Here is a 22,802-nt window from a genome sequence, read left to right as displayed (position 1 = left end):
TAAAAGTATTGGGAAAGGTATTGATGAAAGGAAATGAGGCTCTGGCAGAGGCTGCCGTGAGAGCCGGATGCAGATTATACTGCGGGTATCCGATAACACCCCAGACAGAGCTAATGGAATATCTGTCGGGGCGCCTGCCGGAAGTTGGGGGACAGTTTGTGCAGGCAGAATCAGAGGTCTCGGCGATCTCTATGCTGTATGGGGCGGCAAGCACCGGCTATCGCGTGATTACGGCTTCGTCCGGACCGGGATTCAGTCTGAAGCAGGAAGGGATTTCCTATATGGCGTCCCAGGATCTGCCGGGAGTGATTGTGGATGTGTGCCGTTATGGAAGCGGCCTGGGCCTTATCTGTCCGGGACAGGGAGATTACTTTCAGGCCACCAAAGGGGGAGGTCACGGAGATTACCGTCTGCCTGTGTATGCGCCGCACACCCTTCAGGAATGTGTGGATCTGATGACACTGGCATTTGAGAAGGCAGAAGAGTATTTAACTCCGGTGATTCTTCTCACAGACGGAGCCCTGGGACAGATGATGGAAGGCGTAGAGCTGCCCGAAATGCAGCCGGTGGATCCGGATAAGCCCTGGGCACTGAAAGGAAAAGGAGAAGGTGAATACCGGTTCCTGATTACAGATGCCTACGGCGGGCCGGCCTATGACGAGGGGCTGAGGAAAAAATATAAACAGATCGAAGACAGAGAACAAAGGTGGGAATCTATAGAGACGGAGGATGCAGACATCATACTGGTTGCCTACGGCACATCAGCCAGAATCTGTAAGCGTGCGGTTAAAATGGGAAGGGCACAGGGGATCCGTCTGGGCCTGATCCGGCCGGTGACTCTGTGGCCGTTCCCCTTCCAGGCATTCCGGCCGGTGAGAGATACCGCACAGGCATTCCTCTCGGTGGAGATGAGCGCCATCGGCCAGATGGTAGAAGACGTGGCTCTTGCCGTGAAGGGCAAAGCGCCGGTACATGTTTATACGGCCGGAATGGTTCCGCCGAAGGAACAGAGGATTCTGACTATGGCCAGAGAGATTCTGGACGGAAAATTAGAGGAGGTGTTCTGATGGGAAAGGAATATAAAGGGCCGGACTGTATCAAGGGAACATCCGGATACTGTGCAGGCTGCGGGCACGGCATTATCAACCGTCTCATCGCCGAGGTGCTGGAAGAGATGGGTCTGGAGAAAAAGACAATCATATCTCTGGCAGTAGGGTGCTCCTGTATCATGGGAGATTACGTAGAGGTAGATAAGATTCAGGCTCCCCACGGGAGAGCGCCCGCCACAGCAACAGGGATCAAGAGGATGCGGCCGGATAATCTGGTTCTGACGTACCAGGGGGACGGAGATATCGCTTCCATCGGCTGTGCCGAAATCATCCATGCAGCCGCCCGGAATGAGAAGATTACAACGATATTTGTCAATAACGGTGTATACGGAATGACAGGGGGGCAGATGGCGCCTACCACCCTTCCCCATCAAGTGACGGCCACCTCACCCAGAGGGAGAGATACCAGTCTTACAGGAATGCCTGTAAAGCTGTCGGAGATGATTGCCGTGCTGCCGGTTGCCTATGTAGCCAGGGGCTCCGTACATAATCCGGCATCCATTAAAAAGACGAAGAGCTATATCAAAAAGGCAATCCAGGCACAGGTGGACAAAGAGGGATTCTCTATGGTGGAGGTTCTGGCTCCCTGCCCCACCAACTGGCACCTGAGTCCTCTGGCATCCATGGAAAGAATCGAACAGGAAGTAATCCCCTACTACACACCGGGGGAACTGGTCAAAAAGGAGGGAGTCTGATATGCATGAGATTTTATTTGCCGGTTTTGGGGGACAGGGCGTTCTTGCAGCCGGAGTCATATTGGCCAATGCGGCGCTGCGGGCAGACCTGAATACGACCTGGCTGCCGGCCTACGGGGGAACCATGCGCGGAGGCACAGCCAACTGCTCTGTAAAAATAGCAGAGGAGGAAATTGCCAGTCCCTATATTGATGAGCCGGATATTCTGGTGGTTTTTAACGAACCGTCCCTGAAGAAATTTGAGTCCCAGGTGAAACCGGGGGGAACCATCTTCGTAAACAGCTCTCTGATTCACCGGGAAGTGGAACGGGACGATGTAACTGTGGTAAAGTCACCTGTCACAGAACTGGCCGCCGGACTGGGAAATGCCAGGGCCGCCAACGTCTTTATGACGGGGGTACTTTTATCCCGGATCCCTCTGGTGTCTGCAGAGGCCGCCTGCCTGTCCCTGGAAGAATACTTTAAGCCTAAGGGGGAAAAGATGATCGCCTTTAATAAAAAGGCGCTTCTGGAGGGATATAAACAGAAGGAGAAAGGGGAGGTAGACGTATGAATCTGAAAAGTCTTCTCCGCCCCGGTTCAGTAGCGGTCATCGGGGCCAGTGAAAAACTGGGGTTTGGGAGAGATGCCGCAGAGAATCTTATGAAGGGGGATCTGGGAGATCAGCTCTATCTGGTAAACCCCAAAAGAGAGGAGGTTTTGGGAAGAAAATGCTATAAAAGCATTGCGGAGATTGGAAAACCGGTGGAACTGGCAGTGATCTGCACGCCTATGGCAGCGGTCAATGGGCTGCTGAGAGAGGCGGCTGCCTGCGGAACAAAGGCAGCGGTGGTCTATGCCAGCGGCTACAGCGAGGCAGGAGAAGAAGGAAAGGCGGCGCAAAAGGAACTGGCAGAGGTGGCGAAGGCCTGTGAGCTGGCAGTGTGCGGACCGAACTGCGGAGGATTCATCAATAACCGGGACGGAGTCTTTGCCTTTGGACTTTTAATGCCGGAAAGGCGTAAGGCGGGGAATATCGGGCTGGTTTCCCAGAGCGGACAGGTATGTTCACTTCTGGCAAGTGTCCCGTATCTAAACTTTTCCTATGCCATATCCAGCGGCAACAATGCAGTGGCAGGGGCGGAGGATTATCTGGAATTCCTGGTGGAGGACGATGCTACGAAGGTTATTGCTGTGTACCTGGAGGGAGTCAGACAACCGGAGAGGTTTGTTAGAATTCTGGGGAATGCGGCCAGGAAGAGAAAACCTATTATTGCCTTAAAAGTAGGCGCATCGGAGAAGGCGAGGCAGACAACTACTGCCCACACAGGAAGTCTGGCCGGTTCCGACGGCACATTTAATGCTCTCTTCAAAAAGTATGGGGTCATCCGTGTGGACGATATGGAGGATTTGGTAAATACCTGCCTGGTGTTTAGCACGTTGGAAAAGCCCCTGAGGAACAAGAATCTGGCGATCATGAATGTCTCAGGAGGAGAGGCCGCTATATCAGCGGATGTGTCACAGATGCAGGGGGCAAGTCTGGCGAATCTGTCGGCAGATACCTTGAGACAGATTAAGGAAATGCTTCCGGGGTACGCAACACCCAACAATCCTCTGGATATGACAGCAACCCTTGTATTTGAGCTGAATAAGTACAAATCCGCAGTGAAAATCATGATGGAAGATGAGAATGTCGGGGGGATAGCCATGGGTCATAATCCGCCGGAAAAGATACCCGAGAGAGACCGGGAGGTTGACTTTGGCTTCGCAGAGGCTCTGGCAGAAATTAACCGGGAGACTGAAAAGCCTATTGTGATCCTGCCGGGCATGTCCAGAAAAAGAGATCCGGAATTGAGAGAGTTTTACGGAGAACATCATATTCCGATTCTGGACAGCCCGAAGTACGGACTCAGCGCCCTGCGCCGTTATGGAGAATTTTGTATGTATTCCCCGGATGACCGGACGCTTATCCCGGCTGTGCCCCCTCAGGACAGAGAGACAAAGAGCTGCATCCTCTCAGAGCATGAAAGTAAACTGATCTTGAAGGACAGCGGGATTCCGGTACCGGAGGAGATTGTTGTGACAGCTGCCGATGAGATCCCCCGGGCGGCAGAAAAACTGGGATATCCTCTGGTTATGAAAATTGATTCTCCGGATATTCCCCATAAAACCGATATGGGAGGAGTAAAACTGGGAATTGCAGATGAGAAGGAGGCCATTGCCGCCTTTGAAGAAATTATGAACAACGCACAAACCCATAAACCCCAGGCACGAATCCGGGGAGTACTCATGCAGCAGATGCTTCCTAAAGGAACGGAGATGATTCTGGGAATTAACCGGGATCCTCAGTTTGGGCCAATGGTACTGGCAGGTCTGGGTGGAATCTATACAGAGGTATTTCAGGATGCTGCTCTCTATCCCGCGCCGCTGAACCGGAAGGAGGCAATGGAGATGATACAGTCTCTGAAATCCTATGCCATTCTGAAGGGGTACCGGGGAAGCAGTCCGCTGGACACAGAGGCATTGGCGGATATGATTGTAAAATTAGGGGATTTGGCCGTGGAACACTGCGGCGATCTGAAGGAGTTGGATATGAATCCGGTATTTCTCTATGAAAAGGGCGTGTATGCCGCTGACGCATTAATTGTGAAAGGGTAAAAAACAATTTGGGAGGTTTTGTATTATGAGAGATCCATATGTAGTAATTGAATGGTCTGATAGGAAAAGCGAGGCAAAGGGCTGGCTGGTGATTGACAGTATAAGGGATGAGTTTGCTGCCGGGGGGCTGCGGATGAATGTAACGGTAAACCGAGAAGAGGTGGAGCGTCTGGCTCAGGTAATGTCTTACAAGTATGTGGCAGCGGAAGCAGAGATTGGCGGCGCAAAGGGCGGTATTATCTATGACTATCACAAAGAGGATGCGCTGGAAGTTATGGAACGCTATCTGGAGGCGATGAAACCCTACCTGGAAAACGGCATTACCGTGGGAGCAGATCTGGGAACCAGGGCGGAAGATGTAAGACGGATAAAGCAGAAGCTGGGGATCGAGGAAAAGGAACCAAAAACTATCCGGGAGAATCCGGAACTGGCGGCCAGATCCCAGGAAGTCATTCCAAAGATATTAAAGGAGACCGTTGAGGGTCTGGATATGGACCGTTTCGTAACCGGATACGGAGTGGCAGTGGCGGCTGATGAGGAATGGAAGCTGACCGGAGGGACCCCGGGTGCCGCTGTGGCCATTCAGGGATTCGGAAGCGTGGGAGGAAGCGCTGCCCTGTGGCTGGAAAAGCTGGGATACAAAGTGGTTGCCATAGCGGACATCAAAGGGATGTACTATAATGAAGAAGGACTGGATATCCGGGACTTGCTGGATGCCAGAAATAAGCTGGGAGAAGTGGATTTGGATAAAATGAAGAGTAGGTGCGAGGTGAGAGACCGTGATGCATGGCTGGATTTGGATGTGGATATTCTTATCCCGGCCGCGGTAGAGGATGTAATCACCAGGGAGGCGGCTGAGACGATAAAAGCAGGCCTGATTGTGGAGGGCGCCAATATTCCCACTACCCCAGAGGCGGATGAAGTAATCAAACAGAGGGGGATTCATCTGGTTCCTGACTTTATTGCCAACCTGGGTTCTGTGTGCTTCTTTAATTCCGTAGAGAGCTGCAAATGTGAGCCTACCCCTCAGGGTGTCATGGACCGGCTGGAGGATGTGATAAGAAGAGATGTGCAGAAGACCTTTGCCTATGCGTCAGAGCATGGGATATATGCCAGAGACGCGGCATGGATTCTGTTTAAGCCGGAAATGTAAATGGAGAAAGCCCCTGATGCTGAAAGGAGATAAATAGATGGAGAATAAAGGGAAAAAGATGAGTGCTCTGGACGTTACGTTAATGGCCGTAGGAGCCATTATCGGTGCTGGTGTGTTCAGTATGACCGGCGTAGCCGTTGGCGCGGCAGGGCCGGGGGTGCCTATAGCGTTTTTGATTGCAGGAGCTGCGGCGATGATGGTGTGTCTTCCCTTCATGGTTATCTCTTCTGCTATCCCGGTGAGAGGAGGGCAGTATCTGTATGTGGCCCGTTTCCTCTCCCCGGTTCTGGGATTCCTGCTGGTCTGGAATCTGGTATTTGAAATATTTTATGTTAGTGTGCTGGGAATTTCCGCGGGACAGTATCTGCCTAACATTATACCAGGTCTTTCCCCGAGGCTGGCAGGAACCATCGTAGTATTGGGGATTGTAACCGCCTGTTTGTTTAATATCCGCACCTCGGCTAAGATACAGAACTTTATGGTGATTTTGGTGCTTATTGCCCTGGGATTGTTTATTGTTCTTGGAATACCCCACATCAAGCATATCTCACTGCCGAAAATGGTTGCCGGTTCCAGTCTTTCGGGAATTATACTGGCAGTCAGCTACGTGAGAAGTTCAGCGTACGGCGCCGTAGGAGTGGTGGATCTTGCCGGGGAAGTGGAAAATCCGAAGAAAACGGTGCCCAGCGCCATTGCTACGTCTACCATAGGCGTTTCGGTTCTGTATGCAGTGGTTGCCTTTATTGCGGTAGGCGTAGTGCCCTGGGAGGAGATGATCCAACAACCTCTGTCTTACGCGGCAAAAAGTTATATGCCTCTGTGGATCTTCAGCTTCTTTGTAATCGGAGGCGCACTGTTTGCCATCCTCACAACACTACTTTCTATGATTATGTCCTACAGCCGTGCAATCTGGGCGGCGGCAGACGACGGCCTTTTTCCAAAATGGCTTCAGTCAACCAACCGTTTCGGGATTCCCTATAAAATCATACTGATTATGGGAGCCATAGGCCTTCTGCCGGTTGTGCTGGATCTGCCCCTGGACTATGTGTTTGCCGTGATGAACGCTCCGGGCATGATGCTGGGCCTTCTTGCCACCGTGCCGGTGCTGATTGCCCCGAGAAAATTAGAGGGCAAGTTTGCGCACGCGTGGTTCAGGATGCCGAAATGGATCATCTGGACACTGGTGCTGGGGAATATCGCGCTGACCCTTGTGCTCAGCTTCAGTCTGTTTGCTACGTTGGATCTGAAAACGATTCTGGGGATCCTTCTGTTTTACGGAGGAGGAATCGTATACTTTTTCATCAGGGTAAGCTTGCTGAAAAAGAGAGGGGTGGATCTTATAACTCAGATGAAAACCTATGATCCCTCCTGGCTGGAGGAGAACTAATGGACTGCCGTTTCCGGAATGCTTTTATACAGCCCGGGAACGGCAGTATTGCCGTGACTGTTCCTGCGCGAAATAAATTGGAAGCTGTGCAAACAGGCTCCTGATATGCTATAATAAAAACATTAGAGTAAAATTTATTTGAACGTTAGGGAGAAGGTATCATGAAACAACAGCAAACGGCAGTTAAACCAGTGCATAAAGAATTGCTGCACGCGAAAATCGCAGATGCAATCATGGAATATATAAAGGGAAATCAGCTATCGGAGGGTGACAAACTGCCCTCCGAGCGCATTCTGGCGGAGCAGTTTGTCACCAGCCGGAACTCCGTGAGAGAGGCTCTCCGGGTGCTGGAGAGGGACAACATCATTGAAGTGCGGGCCGGCAGCGGAGCCTTTGTACGGGCACATGAAGAGTCAGATTCCTTTTATCTGAAGCTGTGGAAGGTGAATTACATTGAGATCCTGGAAATTTTAGAGATTCTGGAAGGAAATATGGTCAAAAAAATCTGCGGAAAACTCTCCCCGGAGGAGCTTCGCCCTCTGGAGGAATACCTGCAGGAGATGGAGCAAAACGCAGAGAAGACAGGGACATTTCTCCATGAAACAGATATTGCATTTCACCAAACCATGAGGAGCTATTCCAAGAACCAGACGCTGATTCAGCTGATTGACGAACTGATACAGTCGCTGCACTCCTATTGGAAGAACCTGAAAGGGGAGGACGCACAATGGATCTCCACCCTGCCGTATCACCGGAAGCTGGTGGAGGCCATCCGGGAGGGAGAACTGAGAGATGCACAGAGTGCTCTGAAAAAAATTTGCGAGATTGACAAGGATATTACAGAATATCTGCAGGAATCTAATGGAAAATAGCAAAACATCCCTCTAAACGCGAAACGGGTTTAGAGGGATGTTTTTATGGAGAAGCAAGACTATTTTAATACAATCTAAATAGCCGAAGCAATTTCTGCCAGAAATTAAGGTGTTCGGTTTCTGGCTTTCCTGCATCAGCAGGAATGTCAAGTTCAATGCTTTCTGTCTGAATGACAAACTGTACTGAGTTTATATTTGTATTTTGTTCCGATACAAAGGATACCGTTTCTACATCTTTTCCAGTTGCCGAAGAAGTAATCGTTTGTATTTCATCACTTAATCGTGTGTCCATTCCGTCAGTTTCAGAAACAAATTCTCCTGTTCCGTTTTTCAGTTCTCCTGTGCCGTCTTTTAGTGTGCCCACGGCAATGTGTAAATCTCCAACAGCTTTTTTCAGAGTATCTGTATTGCTGTAAAGTGTGTGAAGTCCGTCTGTAAGTGCAGAAGCACCGTTAGCGGCAGAGCTTACTGCATTTGTATAGTCTGCCAGTCCGTTATAAAAGGCCCCGTAATTATCAAGCTGTCCTTTCAGCGCTGATACTTGTGCGGCAGCAGAATTTACTTTCTTTACCGCTTCATTTATCTGGGCTGTTACTTCATCACTTGCCATCATCTGCTGAATGCAGGTATTTCTAATTTCTGCTTTTTGTTCTTCGGTAAGTGAAGTAATCGCACCTTGCAAAATCTGCTGTTTTTGTTCGACTGTTAAGCTTCCTGCGGCAGCCATAATAATCTGTTCTTTTTGTTCGTCGCTCATTGCTGCGGCTGCACCCTGAATTAAAGCTTTTCCTTCCTCTGTAGTTAGATAAGCAGAGGCCTGATCCTCGTTAAAATCACCACTTTCTATAAGCTGCCGCATAACAGCTTCCGCAGCCACCTGTGTGTATAATGTTTCTGCCTGGGACTGAACATAGGACAGATAGATTGTGCCGGCCTGCGATTGTATATAGCTTGTGTATAAAGTATCTGCCTGTGCTTCTGCCTCAGAGGTCACTTCGGCAAGTGCGGTATCATAGGCTGTATGATATACGGTGTCCGCATCCATATACTCTAATATACTTAAAAGCACTTCTGAATATACAGCAGGAGTAAGTGTGACTTTTTCAAGTCCATTTGCTTCTAACTGGGCATTTACTTGTATCTGTGCGGCACTGCACAATGCTTCATAAGCAGACCACGCCGCCCCTGTAAGTTCTGTGCTCTTTGAAGTCAATGCGGTTAATCCTTTCTTTAACTCAGCAGCTCCCTCGTTCAGAGAGCCAACAGCTGTGTATAAATCTTCCGTTGCTGCAGTTAACTTTCCTGATGCATCGTAAAGGTCAGATGCCCCAGTGTTTACCTTATCGGCCCCTTTGTCCAAATCATGAATGGCACCGATCACCTCATCTATTTTTTCCTGCAGGGCGGCATCGTAGAGATCAATATCCAAATTCATACGGATTCCGTTGATTGAAATACCGCCCATCTCAAAATCTTTTACAGTGGCGGAAATGGTAATATCTTTTTCCGTATTTGGCAGGATAGTATAGGTGAGTTGTTTATCACTGCCAACATTTGCTATGGTTGCACCTTCTCCCAGAATATGCCTCGCTTTGTTGGTATCTAATGTTAAGGAGGCCTGCAAAGCGTATCCTTCAAAGAAAGAACTGTCACAATTTGGATTCTGCCTAATAGACAATTTGATTTCAAGGTTTCCGCTCAGGCCTGCAATCTTATCGGCAGAGTATTCTTTGCCGTCCATATAGTATTTGATTGAGATATCCCAAGGCATAGTAGGTTCTTTCAGTTTGCCCTCGTAATATAGTTTTCCTGTCTTCGCATCAATCGTAACCTTGTTATCTTTATAAGCAATATCATCTGTGGTAGTCATGTTCCGCAGAGTTTCATATGCTCCGTAATCAATAATTTTACTGTCCTTTTCTAATTCAAAACTATTGACAACATGAATTTCTTTTACAATGCCATCCGCATTTAGGTTTATATATACGACCTCTTCTTTTGGTGTGTTTTTCTCAGCGGCAAATATAGATACAGGATGAATGCCTGTGACAAGTAATACAGCTAACAGCGACGCCGTCATTTTCTTTTCAAATGTCATTGCTTTGCTACCTCCAGTATAGTTTTTCGTTTGCTTTTGTTTATGATAAATCTGTCAAGCATCAACAGAAGTCCAGGCAATACAAGCAATACGACTGCTAATGAGAAAATGGCACCTCTGCCAACAAAAATACCAAGTTGTGCCAACAGTTTGTTTGTAGAAATAGATCCGAGCAGCAACCCTACCACCGTAAGAACACTTCCCGATGTCAATATGGATACCATTACATCTGATAAAGTCTGCTGAGCAGCTTTCCGTTTGTCAAGTACCTCTCGGTTTTCCTTGTAGCGTTCCGTCAGCAGTATTGCATAATCAACCGTTGCGCCAAGCTGAACGGAACTGATTATTAAGTATGCAATATAATAAACTGACGTATTCATAAAATAAGGAACGGAAAGGTTTAACCATATTGCTGTTTCTATACTTAGTACCAGAATAATCGGTACATACAATGATTTCATGGTTAAAAGCAAAATAACAAATACAGCGCCGATGGCAAGCAGATTTACCTTTGCCATATCTTTTGTGATTGTATCCATAAGGTCATAGGTGCTGACGCCTTCGCCGGCAAGATGTGTCTCATGGGGATAATATTTTTCAGCCAGTTCTCGTATGTTTTCTACAAGTTCAAAAGTAGCCTCTCCCTCATAAGCTGCCTCTACGGATATAACAAAACGGCTGTAGTTTTCTGACTGCAAAAGAGACAATGTGCCTGCATCTAAATATTCGCTCGGAATTTCGCTGCCAACGGTATCAACATACGAAATGATATCACTTACCTGTGAGAGGGTATGAAATTCCTTCGATAATTCTTTTTCGGCTGCGTTATTTCCCTTCGGAACCAGCAGTACATAGGTATCATTTTTTTCGAAAACACTTTCAATAGCAGTCTTATCTCTGCCGTATGCAGTTCCTTTGCCGTAAATTTTAGATGAACCGTAATTAAAAGAATTTGCACTCGCACCAAGATACGACGGAACGATTAAAATCGCAAATATACAAATCATTGGAATTGCAATTCTGCAGACAAACGTTCCAAATCCCTTGAAATTCGGCATAAATGACTTGTGCTTTGTTATGTCAACCCAGCTACATGTGACAAGCAGTAAACAAGGCATAAAGAAAAATACGGTAATCAGACTAATACCAACGCCTTTGGCCAACGCAACTCCGAGGTCAGGACCGATTTGGAATTGCATCAGCACCAAAGCCAGAAAGCCTATAACAGTAGTTAATCCGCTTGATAAAATAGAAGTTGTTGATTTGCACAGGGCATTTACCATTGCTGCATTCACATCTTCGGTTTCCCTGCGGCATTCTTCAAAACGATGGATTAGAAATACTGAATAGTCAAGTGATACAGCAAGCTGCAGTATGCTTCCTGCCGCATTTGTCACAAAGGATATTTCTCCAAACATTAAATTGCTGCCGTTGTTCATAACAATTGCGACACCTAAGCCAATTAGCACGATAATCGGTTCAAGCCAGGAAGTGGTTGTAACGAGCAGTACAACTAAAACAAATAATACCGCTATGACAGTGATTTTCTGTATTTCGGAAACCGTATTTGTGGTTGCAATCGCTGTGGAAACCGTGCTGCCTGTCATAGCATTATCATTTCCTATGATTTCCCGGATTGCATCAACCGCAGAGATACGATAATCCTTATCTATTGTTACGCTGAAAACAGCGGTATTGTCTTTATAATAGTTTTCCACAACATCAGTATCAAGCATTGCAATAGGAGTTGTAATATCTACAGAGTCATCCAGCCAAGTGACTGCTGTAACCCCTTCGACATTTTTGATTTTTTCTTTATATTCCAGAGCTTCCGGGATAGTAACTCCCCTTGTCATAATACGGGCATTAGGAATGCCGCCGTCAAATTCTTCCTGCATTTTATCGAGTGCAAGGGTGGATTTTGCGTCAGATGGTAAATAGTCATTCATATCATAGTTTACAGATACAAAGTTTTTAAGAAACAGGCATACAATAAAACAAAGAATAAATAGTGTCATAACGAGTTTTCGATGTTTTATCACACCTGTATAAAATCGCTGCATGATACGATGCCCTCTCTTTCCGGGAAAATACTCCCGATTAAGCATAGATCCATTATCCTTTGCATAAAACGGTCAAATTTATAGGAAGTAGGTAAAATACGGACAAAACAGCAAATTTGATGGTCAAATGTCAAAAGCTATCCGTTGAATATTTGATGGGCAGATGTATAATAAATACAAAAAATACTTAATTTTACAAGGAGAACCGAATGAAACACGAAATCACTTCCTTAAACACGAAAAAAACTCTTGCCGAGTCTTTAAAGAACATTATGAGAAGAAAGAACTTTTCTAAAATTACGGTCAGCGAAATAATCGCTGACTGCGGGTTAAACCGCAAGACCTTTTACTATCATTTTGATGATATATATGCGTTGCTTAAATGGCTGCTTGAAAGCGAAGCGGTTGAGGTGGTAAAACAATTCAACCTAATTGTGGATTATGAGGAAGCAATCCTCTTTATCATGGGTTATATAGAAGATAATGATTATATAATAAGCTGTGCCTATGACTCCATTGGACGGGATGAGATGAAACGATTTCTTTTTACAGATTTTGAGGAAGTAGTATGTTCTATCATTGAGAGTGCAGAAAAAGAAAATAACAAATTTTTAAGTGCAGAATATAAAAGTTTTCTTTGCCGTTTTTATACAGAAGCTCTTGCAGGTGTAATAATTGATTGGATTAAAAATCGTAAGGAACGAAACAGACAGCAGGTAATAGACTATCTTGTAAACACATTAAAGGTGTCTTTGACAGGCATTCTGCACAGCAATGCTGAGTAATACAGCCGCTCCTTTTTCAGATCCAAGACAGAAGCTGCATTTCTGAATATATCCTTAAGATTCGGGGGTTTCATTGACAGCCCCCTTGTCCCCGTGCTATATTTCAGGTGTACTAATTACAATAGTACACCTGATACACTTACTTGAAAAGAAAGAAGGAGCCTCTATGATAGTGATTGATTACCAGAATCGAAAGCCAATCTATGAACAGATTGTAGAGCGGTTTGAGCTGTTGATTGTAAGGGGAATCCTGGAGCCTGATTCGCAGATACCTTCGGTGCGTTCTCTGGCCATGGAATTGTCAATCAACCCGAATACCATTCAGAAGGCCTATGCTGTCCTGGAGCAGGAGGGGTTTATTTACGCTGTGAAAGGAAAAGGGAATTTTGTTTCCGGAGATAAGAAGTTGCTTATCGAACGGAGAAAGACGACGTTTTTCCTGGATTTGCGCAATCTGTTGAGAGAAGGGATGGATATGGGAGTGTCCAGAGACGAGTGCGTAAATGAGGTGGATCATATATACGAGGAGGGGATATTGTGATACGGGCAGAGGGAATTCGGAAAACATTCGGCTGCAGAAAAGCCATTAACAATATTACGGTGACCATTCAGGAAGGAAATATTTTTGGACTGGTGGGCACTAACGGAGCGGGCAAAAGTACCTTCCTGCGCATCCTGAGCGGTGTATTAAAACCAGAGGCGGGTACTGTCACCATTGATGAACTGCCGGTATTTGAAAATGAGAAGGCCAAGGCAAAGATTTGCTTTCTGTCAGATACCGCCTACTTTTTTCCGGGGGCAACACCCAAAACCATGGCACATTATTACGGGATTGTCTATCCGGAATTTGATAAGAAAAGATTTGATGAACTGCTGAACAAATTCGGCATGGAACAGGATGCCAAGATCAATACCTTCTCCAAAGGAATGAAAAAGCAGGTTTCCGTGCTTCTGGGGATATGCACCAATACCCAGTACCTTTTCTGTGATGAGACCTTTGACGGGTTAGACCCGGTGATGCGCCAGGCGGTGAAAAGCATCTTCGCCTCTGAGATTCTGAACCGGAATTTTACCCCTGTGATTGCCTCCCACAATCTGAGAGAGCTGGAAGACATCTGTGATCATGTGGGGCTGCTGCACCAGGGAGGAATTCTACTTTCCAGGGATCTGGAGGATATGAAATTCCACATCCAGAAGATTCAGTGCGTGATCCAGAATCCTGTCCTGGAAGAAGAACTTCTGCGGGAGCTGGACGTCATGCAGCATGAAAAGAGAGGGTCTCTTCTGACCATCATCGCCAGGGGGACCAAGGAGGAGATTATGGAAAGAGTAGAAAGTAAATATCCGGTGTTCGGTGAAGTGCTTCCTCTTTCTCTGGAGGAGATTTTTATCAGTGAAACGGAGGTAGCAGGATATGACATCAAAAATCTCATTTGCTAAATTATTAAGAGAAGATATGAAGCGCAGAAGCTGGCTGCTGGCTCTGTGCACAGTAGTGTTCTTTCTGCTGGGGCCGGTGATCTGTCTGATGAGCCTGGAAAGCCAGTTTAGAAGAGTGCGGCTGGATATGGGACAATACACGCTGAAAGATGTGAAAGAGTGGTTTCTGGGATTTGTGGGATTTAACAATGGGCTGCTGATGGCTGCTGTCTGCATCTGCGCTGTGCTTTGCGCTGTTACCGGATATCAGTACCTGCATTCCAGAACGAAAGTGGATTTGTTTCACAGCATACCGGTAAAGAGAGAAAAGTTTTTCCTGGTACAGTACGTCTCAGGCATTCTGTTTTTCCTGATTCCGTATGTTCTCTGCATGGTGCTGTGCCTCCTTATCGGGGCTTTTCAGGGGGTGGTAACTGCCAGACATGTGCTGTACTGTACCGGAAGCATAGGACTGGGGACACTGTATTTCCTCATGATTTACCATGTGGCCATACTGGCCATGATGCTCACCGGCAAGCTGTTGGTGGGGATACTTGGGACTGCTGTATTCTGCGGGGCAGGTACGGCACTAAGTATGCTGCAGACCAGGCTCTTTCAAAGCTTTTACGATACGTATTTCACCACGGTCAGTGAAACGGGGACAGCCATACGGTCAGCCCTGTCTCCCATAGAAGGCTATTTCTATGCCGCGGGACGCCTGGGAACTAAGGGAAAGTTTCCGGGAGTATTTTTACTGGCCGCACTGGTGATCACCATTCTTTTGCTGGTGCTGGATCTCTGGCTGTATAAAAAAAGGGCTTCAGAGGCGGCAGAGTCTGCTATGGCATTCCCCAGGACAGAAGGGATCGTCAAAGTATGCATGATTGTGCCGGCATCTCTCTGGGCAGGGCTTTTGATGGGGAGCTTCAACACCTATGACAGCAGTGTGAACATAGGATGGTTTATCTTCGGTGTCCTGATTTCCCTGATCCTCCTGCACACCATCGTGGAATTCATCTACCATATGGATTTCAGAGAGATCCTGAGAAGAAAATGGTCTCTGCTGGCAGCGGCAGTGCTGGCCTTTGGGTGTTCGGCAGTATTCTTCTTTGACCTGACAGGCTATGACAGCTACCTTCCAAGGGAGGACAAGATTGACGGTATGTCCGTCTTTACCAGCAACTTCAACGGACGCTTCAGCTATCCCTATAATTCAGAGCTCAGCTACAATACAGGAAGTGAGCAGAGAACTCTGGATCAGGTAAATGTAAAGGACTTCCAGATGATCTATGACCTGGCAGAGGAAGGGGTAAAGAATAAAAATCTGAGAAAAGAAGTATATGCCATGGAGGAGTCCCGCATTGCCGTGTCACGGGCAAAGATTGGGGAGACGAGCAGCGAGGAACAGTACGACAATGTGTTTATTAAATATCATCTGAAAAGCGGCAGGGATGTTTACCGCAGATATTTTGTGAACTATGAAAGCTCAGAGAAGTGCATTGAGCAGCTGTGCAGTAATAAGGAATATAAAGAAAGTCTTTTCCCCATCAATTATGTGAAGGAAGAAAATGTAGCCAAGTGTACACTGACAGATCGGTATCAGAGGGAGACCATTCTGAAACTGACGGATGAGCAGAAAATCAGACTGATCCGTACGTTTCGGGAGGAACAAAATAATGCTTCCTATGAGACAATGACACAAGGGCCAATTGCAGGAGTGCTGTCGATAGAGGTAAACGAAGATGAGTACAGCACCTCTATGTACCAGTACAGCATCAGTCGGGGGTTCACTCAGACCATTGCCCTACTGCGGGAGCTTGGAAACGAAATGGACGAACAGTGGAATCCTGAATATGCGGAGAGCATTCAGATCACCAATTACTATGAGTCGGGAACCAATACTCCGCCCACGGCTTCTTTCACAGAGAAAGGGGACATCGCTGAGATTTTGGGTGCAATAAACTGGGGAGGGGAATATGGTCCGGTCAAAGAGAGTACAGATTATTCCGTAGAAGTGGATGTAACCTGGAATATCGACGGGGCCAGATCAAACGGAGTCTACTACTTTACAGAAGGAAAGATACCTGAGTGCGTGATCCGGGCTTTTGAATAGCCAAGTTTTATTCTTCAAATTCAATATCCGGGAGGAGTTCAAAGTAAAAGTCCTGATATTCTTTGGCCAGCTCCCGGATAATCAATGACTGCAGGGCCTGGAATCTCCGGATGGAGACCAGGTCTTTTTCAAATGTGATGTACACGCTGATCCAGAGCTTTCTTCCGGTGCGGACAATATCATAATAGAGCTGATGATAGCCATGCTGTTCCAGAATGGGGGTGACGATCTGCTTCACAGACTCAACCGTTTCTTCCTCCGGCGCCAGCAAAAAGAGGTCTCTGAGGCCGGTGATAATGGCCCGGATGGGAGTGGGCAGCATGAAAATTGACAGTACAATAGCAATCACCTGATCCAGATAAGGGGTGAAGGCTTCAAACCAGTCCGCAGTCAGAAATGCGGGTAGGAAAAAGGCCAGGGACATCCCCAGGGAGGCGCAGGCATCAATTTTCCACTCCTGGATTTCCATGTCTACCAGGCGCGAAGTGAGGGAACGGTTTCTTTTATTGAGCAGGAGGATGATGATTACGCTCAGCACTGTGGCAAACAGTTCAAAATAAGCGATTTGCCCGAATGCCACATGGCGTCCTCCGTGAAGGGCGATCTCTACATTGTTCATAATGAGCCCGATGGTTACAGCCACCATCATAAAGCCCTTGATGACCACAAAAAGGGACTCGATCTGGAGGTACCCAAAAGGGTGCTTTTCGTTGGAAGGGCGGTAGAGCAGAGGGATCAGACTGATGGAGATCAGGATCATAAAAAGCTCAACCCCGTCATAAACAGCATCCAGCAGTACTGCCTGCGAGCGGGTCACAAAGGACATTAGGATCTCCAGGGACACGAAAAGAATCCCTCCGGTGAGGGAGATGTTCATTGCCCTTTTTTCTGTTTTTATCTGTCGTTTCGGCGCGTGCATACTTTCACCTCTATTTTTATTTCTTAAAATTATTATACATGCCGGCAAATTTTACAGCAACCTTGTTTCTGCAAAAATACAATTGTACTATTGTACTAATACTGAAACATTAAAAATCTTGACAAATACACGCACTGTATTTACAATTATAAGTGACAACCTGAATAGCTAATGAAATATAAAAGGGGAATCCCTTTTATGGGAACAGGAGGAGAAAGTGATGAACAAAAAAGCGAAGGGTAAGGGACTGCTGCAGGTACCGGGGATTATTCTGATTATATTGGGGGCATTTACGCTGGTGAGCGGTGCAATTTCCGTCTTTACAGCAAGAATGGCCGCATCGGACGGGGGAGCTCTGATTGAGAGCATGAACGCCATAGCACAATCCCAGGGGATCAATTATACCTACACGGCACAGGGACTGATGGTTGCGGCCATTATAGCACTGGTGACCGGAGCTGTATTCTTAGCAGGCGGTATTATCGGTGTGGCCAACTGCAACAAACCGCACAAAGCCCAAATATGCTTTATCATGGCAATTGTCATGATTGTGGTAGTTCTTGCACAGGCTATTTATCAGGCCATGAACGGCAGCTTTGGAATTCTGGGTACTATTATAAATCTGATTCTGCCCGTCTTGTATCTGATAGGAGCGAATAAAAATAAACAGATGCTGGAACTTGCGGAGATGACTTCTGCCGGCACCTCAGAGGAAGTACAGGAGTAAACATATGAAGTTACCTGCATATGAGCACAAAGCGCAGTATTACGAGACGGATCAGATGGGGATTATTCACCACTCCAACTATATCCGGTGGTTTGAGGAAGCCAGGGTATCCCTGATGGAGCAGATAGGAGTAGGATATGACCGCATGGAGGCGGAGGGAATTATGAGCCCTGTGCTTGCGGTTGCCTGTGAATACAAATCCATGACCAGATTCGGTGATACCGTGGATATTCATACGGAGATTACAAAGTACGACGGAATCCGTCTGGAGCTCTCTTATGAAATTACGGATCATACCACCCGTGAGCTTCGGTGCAGAGGGAGCAGCAAACACTGTTTCATGGAAAAAGAGGGAGGAAACCTGGTGTCTCTGAAGAAAAGCAGGCCCACATTCCATACAGTATTTATGAAAGCAATTGAAGAAGTGTAATAATACCCCGGCGGTTACAGACCCCGGGGTGTTTTTTTCGGTCAGACGGAAGGCAGCCACAGCAAATCAAAAATACGGTATCTACTTGACAAGCTCCTGCCAGGTAGAGTAGAATTTATCATAGCAAAATAGTAGGAAAAGAATCCCGGCCTTACAGGCAATTACAGCCGGGGGAGGTAACGAATGAAGATATCAGCAAAAGGAAGATATGCCCTGCGCCTGATGATTGATCTGGCAGAGCATAACAGCGGAGAGTATATTCCACTGAAGGAGATCTCCAGGCGTCAGGAGATTTCTGTCAAATATCTGGAGCAGATTGTTGTGATCCTTGGCAAGGCCGGTTATCTGCGAAGTACCAGAGGACCTCAGGGGGGATATATGCTGGCAAAGGATCCCGGACAATATACGGCGGGAGATATCCTGCGGCTTATTGAGGGAAAACTGGCACCGGTTGCCTGTCTGGAAGATGAGACAAACCAATGCCTCAGACAGGAAGCATGTGCAACTCTTAAATTCTGGGAGGGACTGTACCGGGTAATCAACGAGTATGTGGATTCTGTGACGCTGCAGGATCTGGCAGAGGAGCACAGGAAGTCGGGGGCATTGGATTTTATAATATAATAGAGTACGGAGTGTAAGCAAAGTGAAATTGTATCTGGATTTTGACAAAAAAAAGGAATTATGCAGTCTGGGAAAAGCTCTGTCCTCGGAGGTGAGGATAGAGATTCTGAAGCTGCTGGAACAGCAGTCTCTCAATGTAAATGAGATTGCTGAAAGGCTGGAGATTCCCGCCTCCTCTGCGGCCATGAACGTAAGAGTTCTGGAGGATGCCGGGTTAATCCGTACAGAGCTTAAGCCGGGGGTAAGAGGCTCCATGAAAATCTGCAGCAAGCAGTGCGGGGAAGTGGAAATCCTGCTGAAAGAGACCGGTACGGATGCACAGGTAGAGGTGATTAACATGCCTGTGGGCAACTATGTGGATTACGAAGTATCCCCCACCTGCGGGATGGTAAATGACACGGACTATATTGACGGGGAGGATGAGCCCCGGTGTTTCTATAATCCTCTGCGCACTACAGCCCAGCTGATCTGGTTTGGAGCAGGATACGTAGAGTACCGTTTTTCCAATGCGGGAGTGCAGAAAAAGGTTCTGAAGATGGCAGAGCTGTCAGCGGAGCTGTGTTCAGAGACTGCGGATTATGATCTGGACTGTCCTTCCGATATTACCCTGTGGCTGAACGGCATTGATGCGGGAACTTATTATTGTCCCAGCGACTTCGGAGGGAGAAGAGGAAAGCTGAATCCGGATTGGTGGGAGGACAAAAATACCCAGTTCGGAGTTCTGAAAACCTGGAGGATCGATGAGACGGGAACCTATCTGGATGATGTAAAGGTCAGTGACTGCAGAATTGAGGAGTACAGGATGACAGAGACGCCTTATATCTCAGTGAGGATAGGTATAAAAAAAGAGGCAGGGCATATCGGAGGGGTCAATATTTTCGGCAGCCATTTCGGAGATCACCCACAGGATATCCGCTTAAAACTGCACTACTAAATACAGGAAATTTCGTTATTTTCACGGCACGGTTTTGCTTTACTTTTCAATCTCATATGGTATAATTGGGTTGAAAAGAACAAGAAAAGTGTTTTAAAACAATATAATTATTCCGTAATGAGAGAAAGGAATGGGACTATGCAGGAAAAACTGATGGAGAAATTCAAGGAGCTATACCAGGACGGAGGGGACATCCGCACCTATTTTTCACCGGGGAGAGTGAATCTTATCGGTGAACATACGGACTATAACGGAGGCCATGTATTTCCCTGCGCGCTTACCATTGGGACCTATGGGATTGCCAGAATGCGTGAGGACAGGAAGCTGCGCTTCTACTCTATGAACTTTGAAGCTCTGGGCGTTGTGGAAAGCAGCCTGGAGGATCTGGTGTATCATGAGGAGGCAAACTGGACCAATTTTCCCAAGGGAGTGATCTGGGCCTTCCGGGAACACGGGTATGAGACTCCAAAGGGAATGGACCTGCTCCTTTTCGGCAATATTCCCAATGGTTCCGGGCTTTCTTCCTCAGCGTCTGTGGAGGTACTTACGGGTGTGATTTTAAAAGATATGTTTGGCTTTCAGGATGTGAGCATGGTTGACATTGCCCTGTACGGACAGTATGGGGAGAATAAATTTAACGGGATGAACTGCGGGATCATGGATCAGTTTGCCATAGCTATGGGTAAGAAGGACCATGCTATTTTTCTGGATACCAGCACACTGCACTATGAGTATGCCCCAATCAGGCTGGAGGATGCCAAGATTGTAATTGCGGCAAGCAATAAAAAGAGAAGGCTTACAGATTCCAAATACAATGAGCGCCGAAGCGAGTGTGAAACTGCCCTGGCCCAGATTCAGGAGGTGGCAGATATCCGATCCCTGGGAGAACTGGATGAGATGCAGTTCGAAAAGGTAAAGGGCGCGGTCTTTGATCCGGTGAAGGCAAAGAGGGCGAAGCATGCGGTCTTTGAGAATCAGCGGACGGTGAAGGCTGTGAAAGCCTTAAAGGCCAATGATTTGGAGACCTTTGGGGAACTGATGAATGAGTCCCATATATCCCTGAGAGATGATTACGAGGTTACCGGTCCGGAGCTGGATGCTTTGGTGGAAGCTGCCTGGCAGCAGCCAGGAGTCATCGGATCCCGTATGACAGGGGCAGGGTTCGGCGGCTGTACTGTAAGCATCGTAAAAAATGAGGCAGTGGATGCGTTTATCGAAAATGTGGGCAGCATCTATAAAGAAAAGATAGGCTATGCGGCTGATTTTTATGTGGTAGAGATCGGTGAGGGCGCCCGCAGATTATCCTAACGGGGAAAGGTGAGAGAATGAGTCTGAATCAGAATATAAAAAAGTTAGTACAGTACGGTATTGAGACAGGAATTCTTCCGGCCTGCGAGAAGATATATGCAACAAATCTTCTTTTGGATCTGTTCCATGAGGACGAATACCAGGAGCCGGAGGAAGACTGCGGCGGGGCAGACCTGGAAGAGATCCTGGGAGCCCTTCTGGATGAGGCGGTAAAGCGGGGGATTATTGAGGACAGCATCGGATACCGGGATCTCTTTGACACGAAAATTATGAACTGTTTGCTGCCCCGGCCAGCGCAGGTACAGGCAGAGTTTTTTGAAAAATATAAGGAGTCTCCGGCGGCTGCTACAGAGTATTTTTACAAATTCAGCCAGGACAGCGATTATATCCGGAGATACCGAATCAAAAAGGACAAGAAATGGAAGGTGGAGAGTCCATACGGCGAGATCGATATTACCATCAATCTCTCAAAACCGGAAAAAGACCCCAAGGCCATTGCCGCTGCGCTGAATGCCAGACAGAGCGCTTATCCCAGGTGCCAGCTGTGTGCGGAAAACGAAGGGTATGCGGGGAGGCTGAACCACCCGGCAAGAGAGAACCACAGAATCATACCGATCACCATAAACGGCAGCCGGTGGGGGCTTCAGTATTCCCCTTACGTGTATTACAACGAACACTGTATCGCATTTAACTTTGAGCATATACCTATGAAGATAGACAGATCTGCCTTTGTGAAGCTGTTTGACTTTGTGAAGCTCTTCCCCCACTATTTTCTGGGTTCCAATGCGGATCTGCCCATTGTAGGGGGGTCTATCCTGAGCCACGACCATTTCCAGGGAGGAAACTATACCTTTGCTATGGCAAAAGCCCCTGTGGAACGGCAGGTGACGATTCCGGGCTATGAGGATGTGGAGGCCGGCATTGTAAAATGGCCCCTGTCGGTGCTTCGGATCCGGTGTGAGGATGAAAAACGGCTGATTGATCTGGCTTCCCATGTGTTGGAGATCTGGAGAGGCTATACGGATGAGGCGGCATTTGTCTATGCCGAGACAGGGGGAGTCCCCCACAACACCATCACGCCTATAGCAAGGAAGGCGGGAAATCTGTTTGAATTGGATCTGACCCTCAGAAATAATATCACGACAGAAGAGCATCCCCTTGGGGTATATCATCCCCATGCCCAGTACCATCACATCAAGAAGGAGAACATCGGCCTTATCGAAGTGATGGGACTGGCAGTTCTCCCGGCAAGGCTGAAAGGGGAGATGGAGCTTCTGGCGGAATATATACTGGAGGGTAGAGATCCCGCGGAGCATGAGGCCTTAGAGAAGCATGCTGCGTGGGTAAAGGATTTCCTTCCCCGATATGAGGCAGTAACGGAAGATAATGTGACGGAGATCCTTCAGGAAGAAATCGGACAGGTATTTGTAAAGGTGCTGGAGGATGCAGGGGTTTACAAGTGCACTCCAAAAGGCCGGGAAGCGTTTATGCGGTTTATAGAAGCATTGTAGGAGGGCCGTACAGATTCACAA

At 47.3% G+C, this 22,802-nt stretch carries 20 protein-coding genes; 17 read left to right on the top strand and 3 right to left on the bottom strand.

The genetic code is table 11. From position 1 onward, the window contains the following. Positions 1-8 precede the first annotated feature (8 nt). The 7 genes from vorB to ACGHCT_RS14705 all read left to right on the top strand — a co-directional run bounded on the left by vorB (position 9) and on the right by ACGHCT_RS14705 (position 7,853). Positions 9-1,067: a 3-methyl-2-oxobutanoate dehydrogenase subunit VorB gene (gene vorB / locus ACGHCT_RS14735; protein ID WP_390436565.1), complete on the top strand. Its 1,059-nt coding sequence runs from the start codon at positions 9-11 to the stop codon at positions 1,065-1,067. Beyond that, positions 1,067-1,804: a thiamine pyrophosphate-dependent enzyme gene (locus tag ACGHCT_RS14730; protein WP_072852238.1), complete on the top strand. Its 738-nt coding sequence runs from the start codon at positions 1,067-1,069 to the stop codon at positions 1,802-1,804. The genes vorB and ACGHCT_RS14730 overlap by 1 nt, the downstream gene beginning before the upstream one ends. Before the next feature lies 1 nt (position 1,805). Then, positions 1,806-2,357 (top strand): 2-oxoacid:acceptor oxidoreductase family protein, encoded by a 552-nt coding sequence (locus ACGHCT_RS14725; protein ID WP_072852237.1) that lies wholly within the window; start codon positions 1,806-1,808, stop codon positions 2,355-2,357. Then, a complete protein-coding gene (locus ACGHCT_RS14720) occupies positions 2,354-4,441 on the top strand; it encodes an acetate--CoA ligase family protein (RefSeq protein ID WP_390436563.1) in 2,088 nt (695 codons plus the stop codon). The genes ACGHCT_RS14725 and ACGHCT_RS14720 overlap by 4 nt, the downstream gene beginning before the upstream one ends. 25 nt (positions 4,442-4,466) lie before the next feature. Beyond that, positions 4,467-5,594, top strand: coding sequence for a Glu/Leu/Phe/Val dehydrogenase (locus ACGHCT_RS14715; RefSeq protein WP_390436561.1), 1,128 nt, complete (start codon positions 4,467-4,469; stop codon positions 5,592-5,594). Positions 5,595-5,631: 37 nt separating this feature from the next. Continuing rightward, complete coding sequence (locus ACGHCT_RS14710) at positions 5,632-6,981, top strand: APC family permease (RefSeq protein ID WP_072852231.1); 1,350 nt, start codon at positions 5,632-5,634, stop codon at positions 6,979-6,981. A gap of 161 nt (positions 6,982-7,142) precedes the next feature. Next, positions 7,143-7,853, top strand: coding sequence for a FadR/GntR family transcriptional regulator (locus ACGHCT_RS14705; protein WP_072852229.1), 711 nt, complete (start codon positions 7,143-7,145; stop codon positions 7,851-7,853). Positions 7,854-7,917: 64 nt separating this feature from the next. Here the strand turns inward: ACGHCT_RS14705 and ACGHCT_RS14700 are convergent, their stop codons facing one another. Both ACGHCT_RS14700 and ACGHCT_RS14695 read right to left on the bottom strand, forming a co-directional pair. Continuing rightward, positions 7,918-9,951 (bottom strand): hypothetical protein, encoded by a 2,034-nt coding sequence (locus ACGHCT_RS14700; protein WP_390436560.1) that lies wholly within the window; start codon positions 9,949-9,951, stop codon positions 7,918-7,920. Continuing rightward, a complete protein-coding gene (locus ACGHCT_RS14695) occupies positions 9,948-12,059 on the bottom strand; it encodes an RND family transporter (RefSeq protein WP_390436559.1) in 2,112 nt (703 codons plus the stop codon). Before ACGHCT_RS14695 ends, ACGHCT_RS14700 begins: the two co-directional genes overlap by 4 nt. A 164-nt stretch (positions 12,060-12,223) precedes the next feature. Here ACGHCT_RS14695 and ACGHCT_RS14690 point away from each other — a divergent pair, with 164 nt between their 5' ends. The 4 genes from ACGHCT_RS14690 (at position 12,224) to ACGHCT_RS14675 (ending at position 16,331) form a co-directional block, all read left to right on the top strand. After that, positions 12,224-12,799 (top strand): TetR/AcrR family transcriptional regulator C-terminal domain-containing protein, encoded by a 576-nt coding sequence (locus ACGHCT_RS14690; RefSeq protein ID WP_390436557.1) that lies wholly within the window; start codon positions 12,224-12,226, stop codon positions 12,797-12,799. 166 nt (positions 12,800-12,965) lie between these two features. Then, positions 12,966-13,340 (top strand): GntR family transcriptional regulator, encoded by a 375-nt coding sequence (locus ACGHCT_RS14685; RefSeq protein WP_072852227.1) that lies wholly within the window; start codon positions 12,966-12,968, stop codon positions 13,338-13,340. Next, the gene (locus tag ACGHCT_RS14680) at positions 13,337-14,239 is read left to right on the top strand and encodes an ABC transporter ATP-binding protein (protein ID WP_072852226.1); all 903 of its coding nucleotides are present in this window, start codon (positions 13,337-13,339) and stop codon (positions 14,237-14,239) included. Before ACGHCT_RS14685 ends, ACGHCT_RS14680 begins: the two co-directional genes overlap by 4 nt. After that, positions 14,214-16,331, top strand: coding sequence for a DUF6449 domain-containing protein (locus tag ACGHCT_RS14675; protein WP_390436555.1), 2,118 nt, complete (start codon positions 14,214-14,216; stop codon positions 16,329-16,331). The genes ACGHCT_RS14680 and ACGHCT_RS14675 overlap by 26 nt, the downstream gene beginning before the upstream one ends. 7 nt (positions 16,332-16,338) lie before the next feature. On the opposite strand, the gene ACGHCT_RS14670 is transcribed toward ACGHCT_RS14675, so the two are convergent. Continuing rightward, positions 16,339-17,250 carry a cation diffusion facilitator family transporter gene (locus ACGHCT_RS14670; RefSeq protein ID WP_072852222.1) on the bottom strand — a complete coding sequence of 304 codons (912 nt, stop codon included), beginning with the start codon at positions 17,248-17,250 and terminating at the stop codon, positions 16,339-16,341. 220 nt (positions 17,251-17,470) lie between these two features. Here ACGHCT_RS14670 and ACGHCT_RS14665 point away from each other — a divergent pair, with 220 nt between their 5' ends. The 6 genes from ACGHCT_RS14665 (at position 17,471) to ACGHCT_RS14640 (ending at position 22,781) form a co-directional block, all read left to right on the top strand. Continuing rightward, positions 17,471-17,977: a hypothetical protein gene (locus tag ACGHCT_RS14665; protein WP_072852219.1), complete on the top strand. Its 507-nt coding sequence runs from the start codon at positions 17,471-17,473 to the stop codon at positions 17,975-17,977. Positions 17,978-17,981: 4 nt separating this feature from the next. Further along, entirely contained in the window at positions 17,982-18,407 is a 426-nt protein-coding gene (locus tag ACGHCT_RS14660) for an acyl-CoA thioesterase (RefSeq protein WP_390436553.1), read from the top strand. A 183-nt stretch (positions 18,408-18,590) separates the two neighbouring features. Further along, positions 18,591-19,028, top strand: a complete 438-nt coding sequence (locus ACGHCT_RS14655) for an Rrf2 family transcriptional regulator (RefSeq protein WP_072852215.1) — start codon at positions 18,591-18,593, stop codon at positions 19,026-19,028. Between the two features lie 22 nt (positions 19,029-19,050). After that, positions 19,051-19,962, top strand: a complete 912-nt coding sequence (locus ACGHCT_RS14650) for an ArsR/SmtB family transcription factor (protein ID WP_390436551.1) — start codon at positions 19,051-19,053, stop codon at positions 19,960-19,962. 138 nt (positions 19,963-20,100) lie between these two features. Further along, the gene (locus tag ACGHCT_RS14645; RefSeq protein WP_072852211.1) at positions 20,101-21,270 is read left to right on the top strand and encodes a galactokinase; all 1,170 of its coding nucleotides are present in this window, start codon (positions 20,101-20,103) and stop codon (positions 21,268-21,270) included. Between the two features lie 17 nt (positions 21,271-21,287). Next, positions 21,288-22,781, top strand: a complete 1,494-nt coding sequence (locus ACGHCT_RS14640; RefSeq protein ID WP_390436549.1) for a UDP-glucose--hexose-1-phosphate uridylyltransferase — start codon at positions 21,288-21,290, stop codon at positions 22,779-22,781. Positions 22,782-22,802: the final 21 nt, after the last annotated feature.

It is taken from the genome of Lactonifactor longoviformis (assembly GCF_042848515.1).
Classification (GTDB): domain Bacteria; phylum Bacillota; class Clostridia; order Lachnospirales; family Lachnospiraceae; genus Lactonifactor; species Lactonifactor longoviformis.
This window is presented reverse-complemented; position numbering and strand designations above follow the sequence as displayed.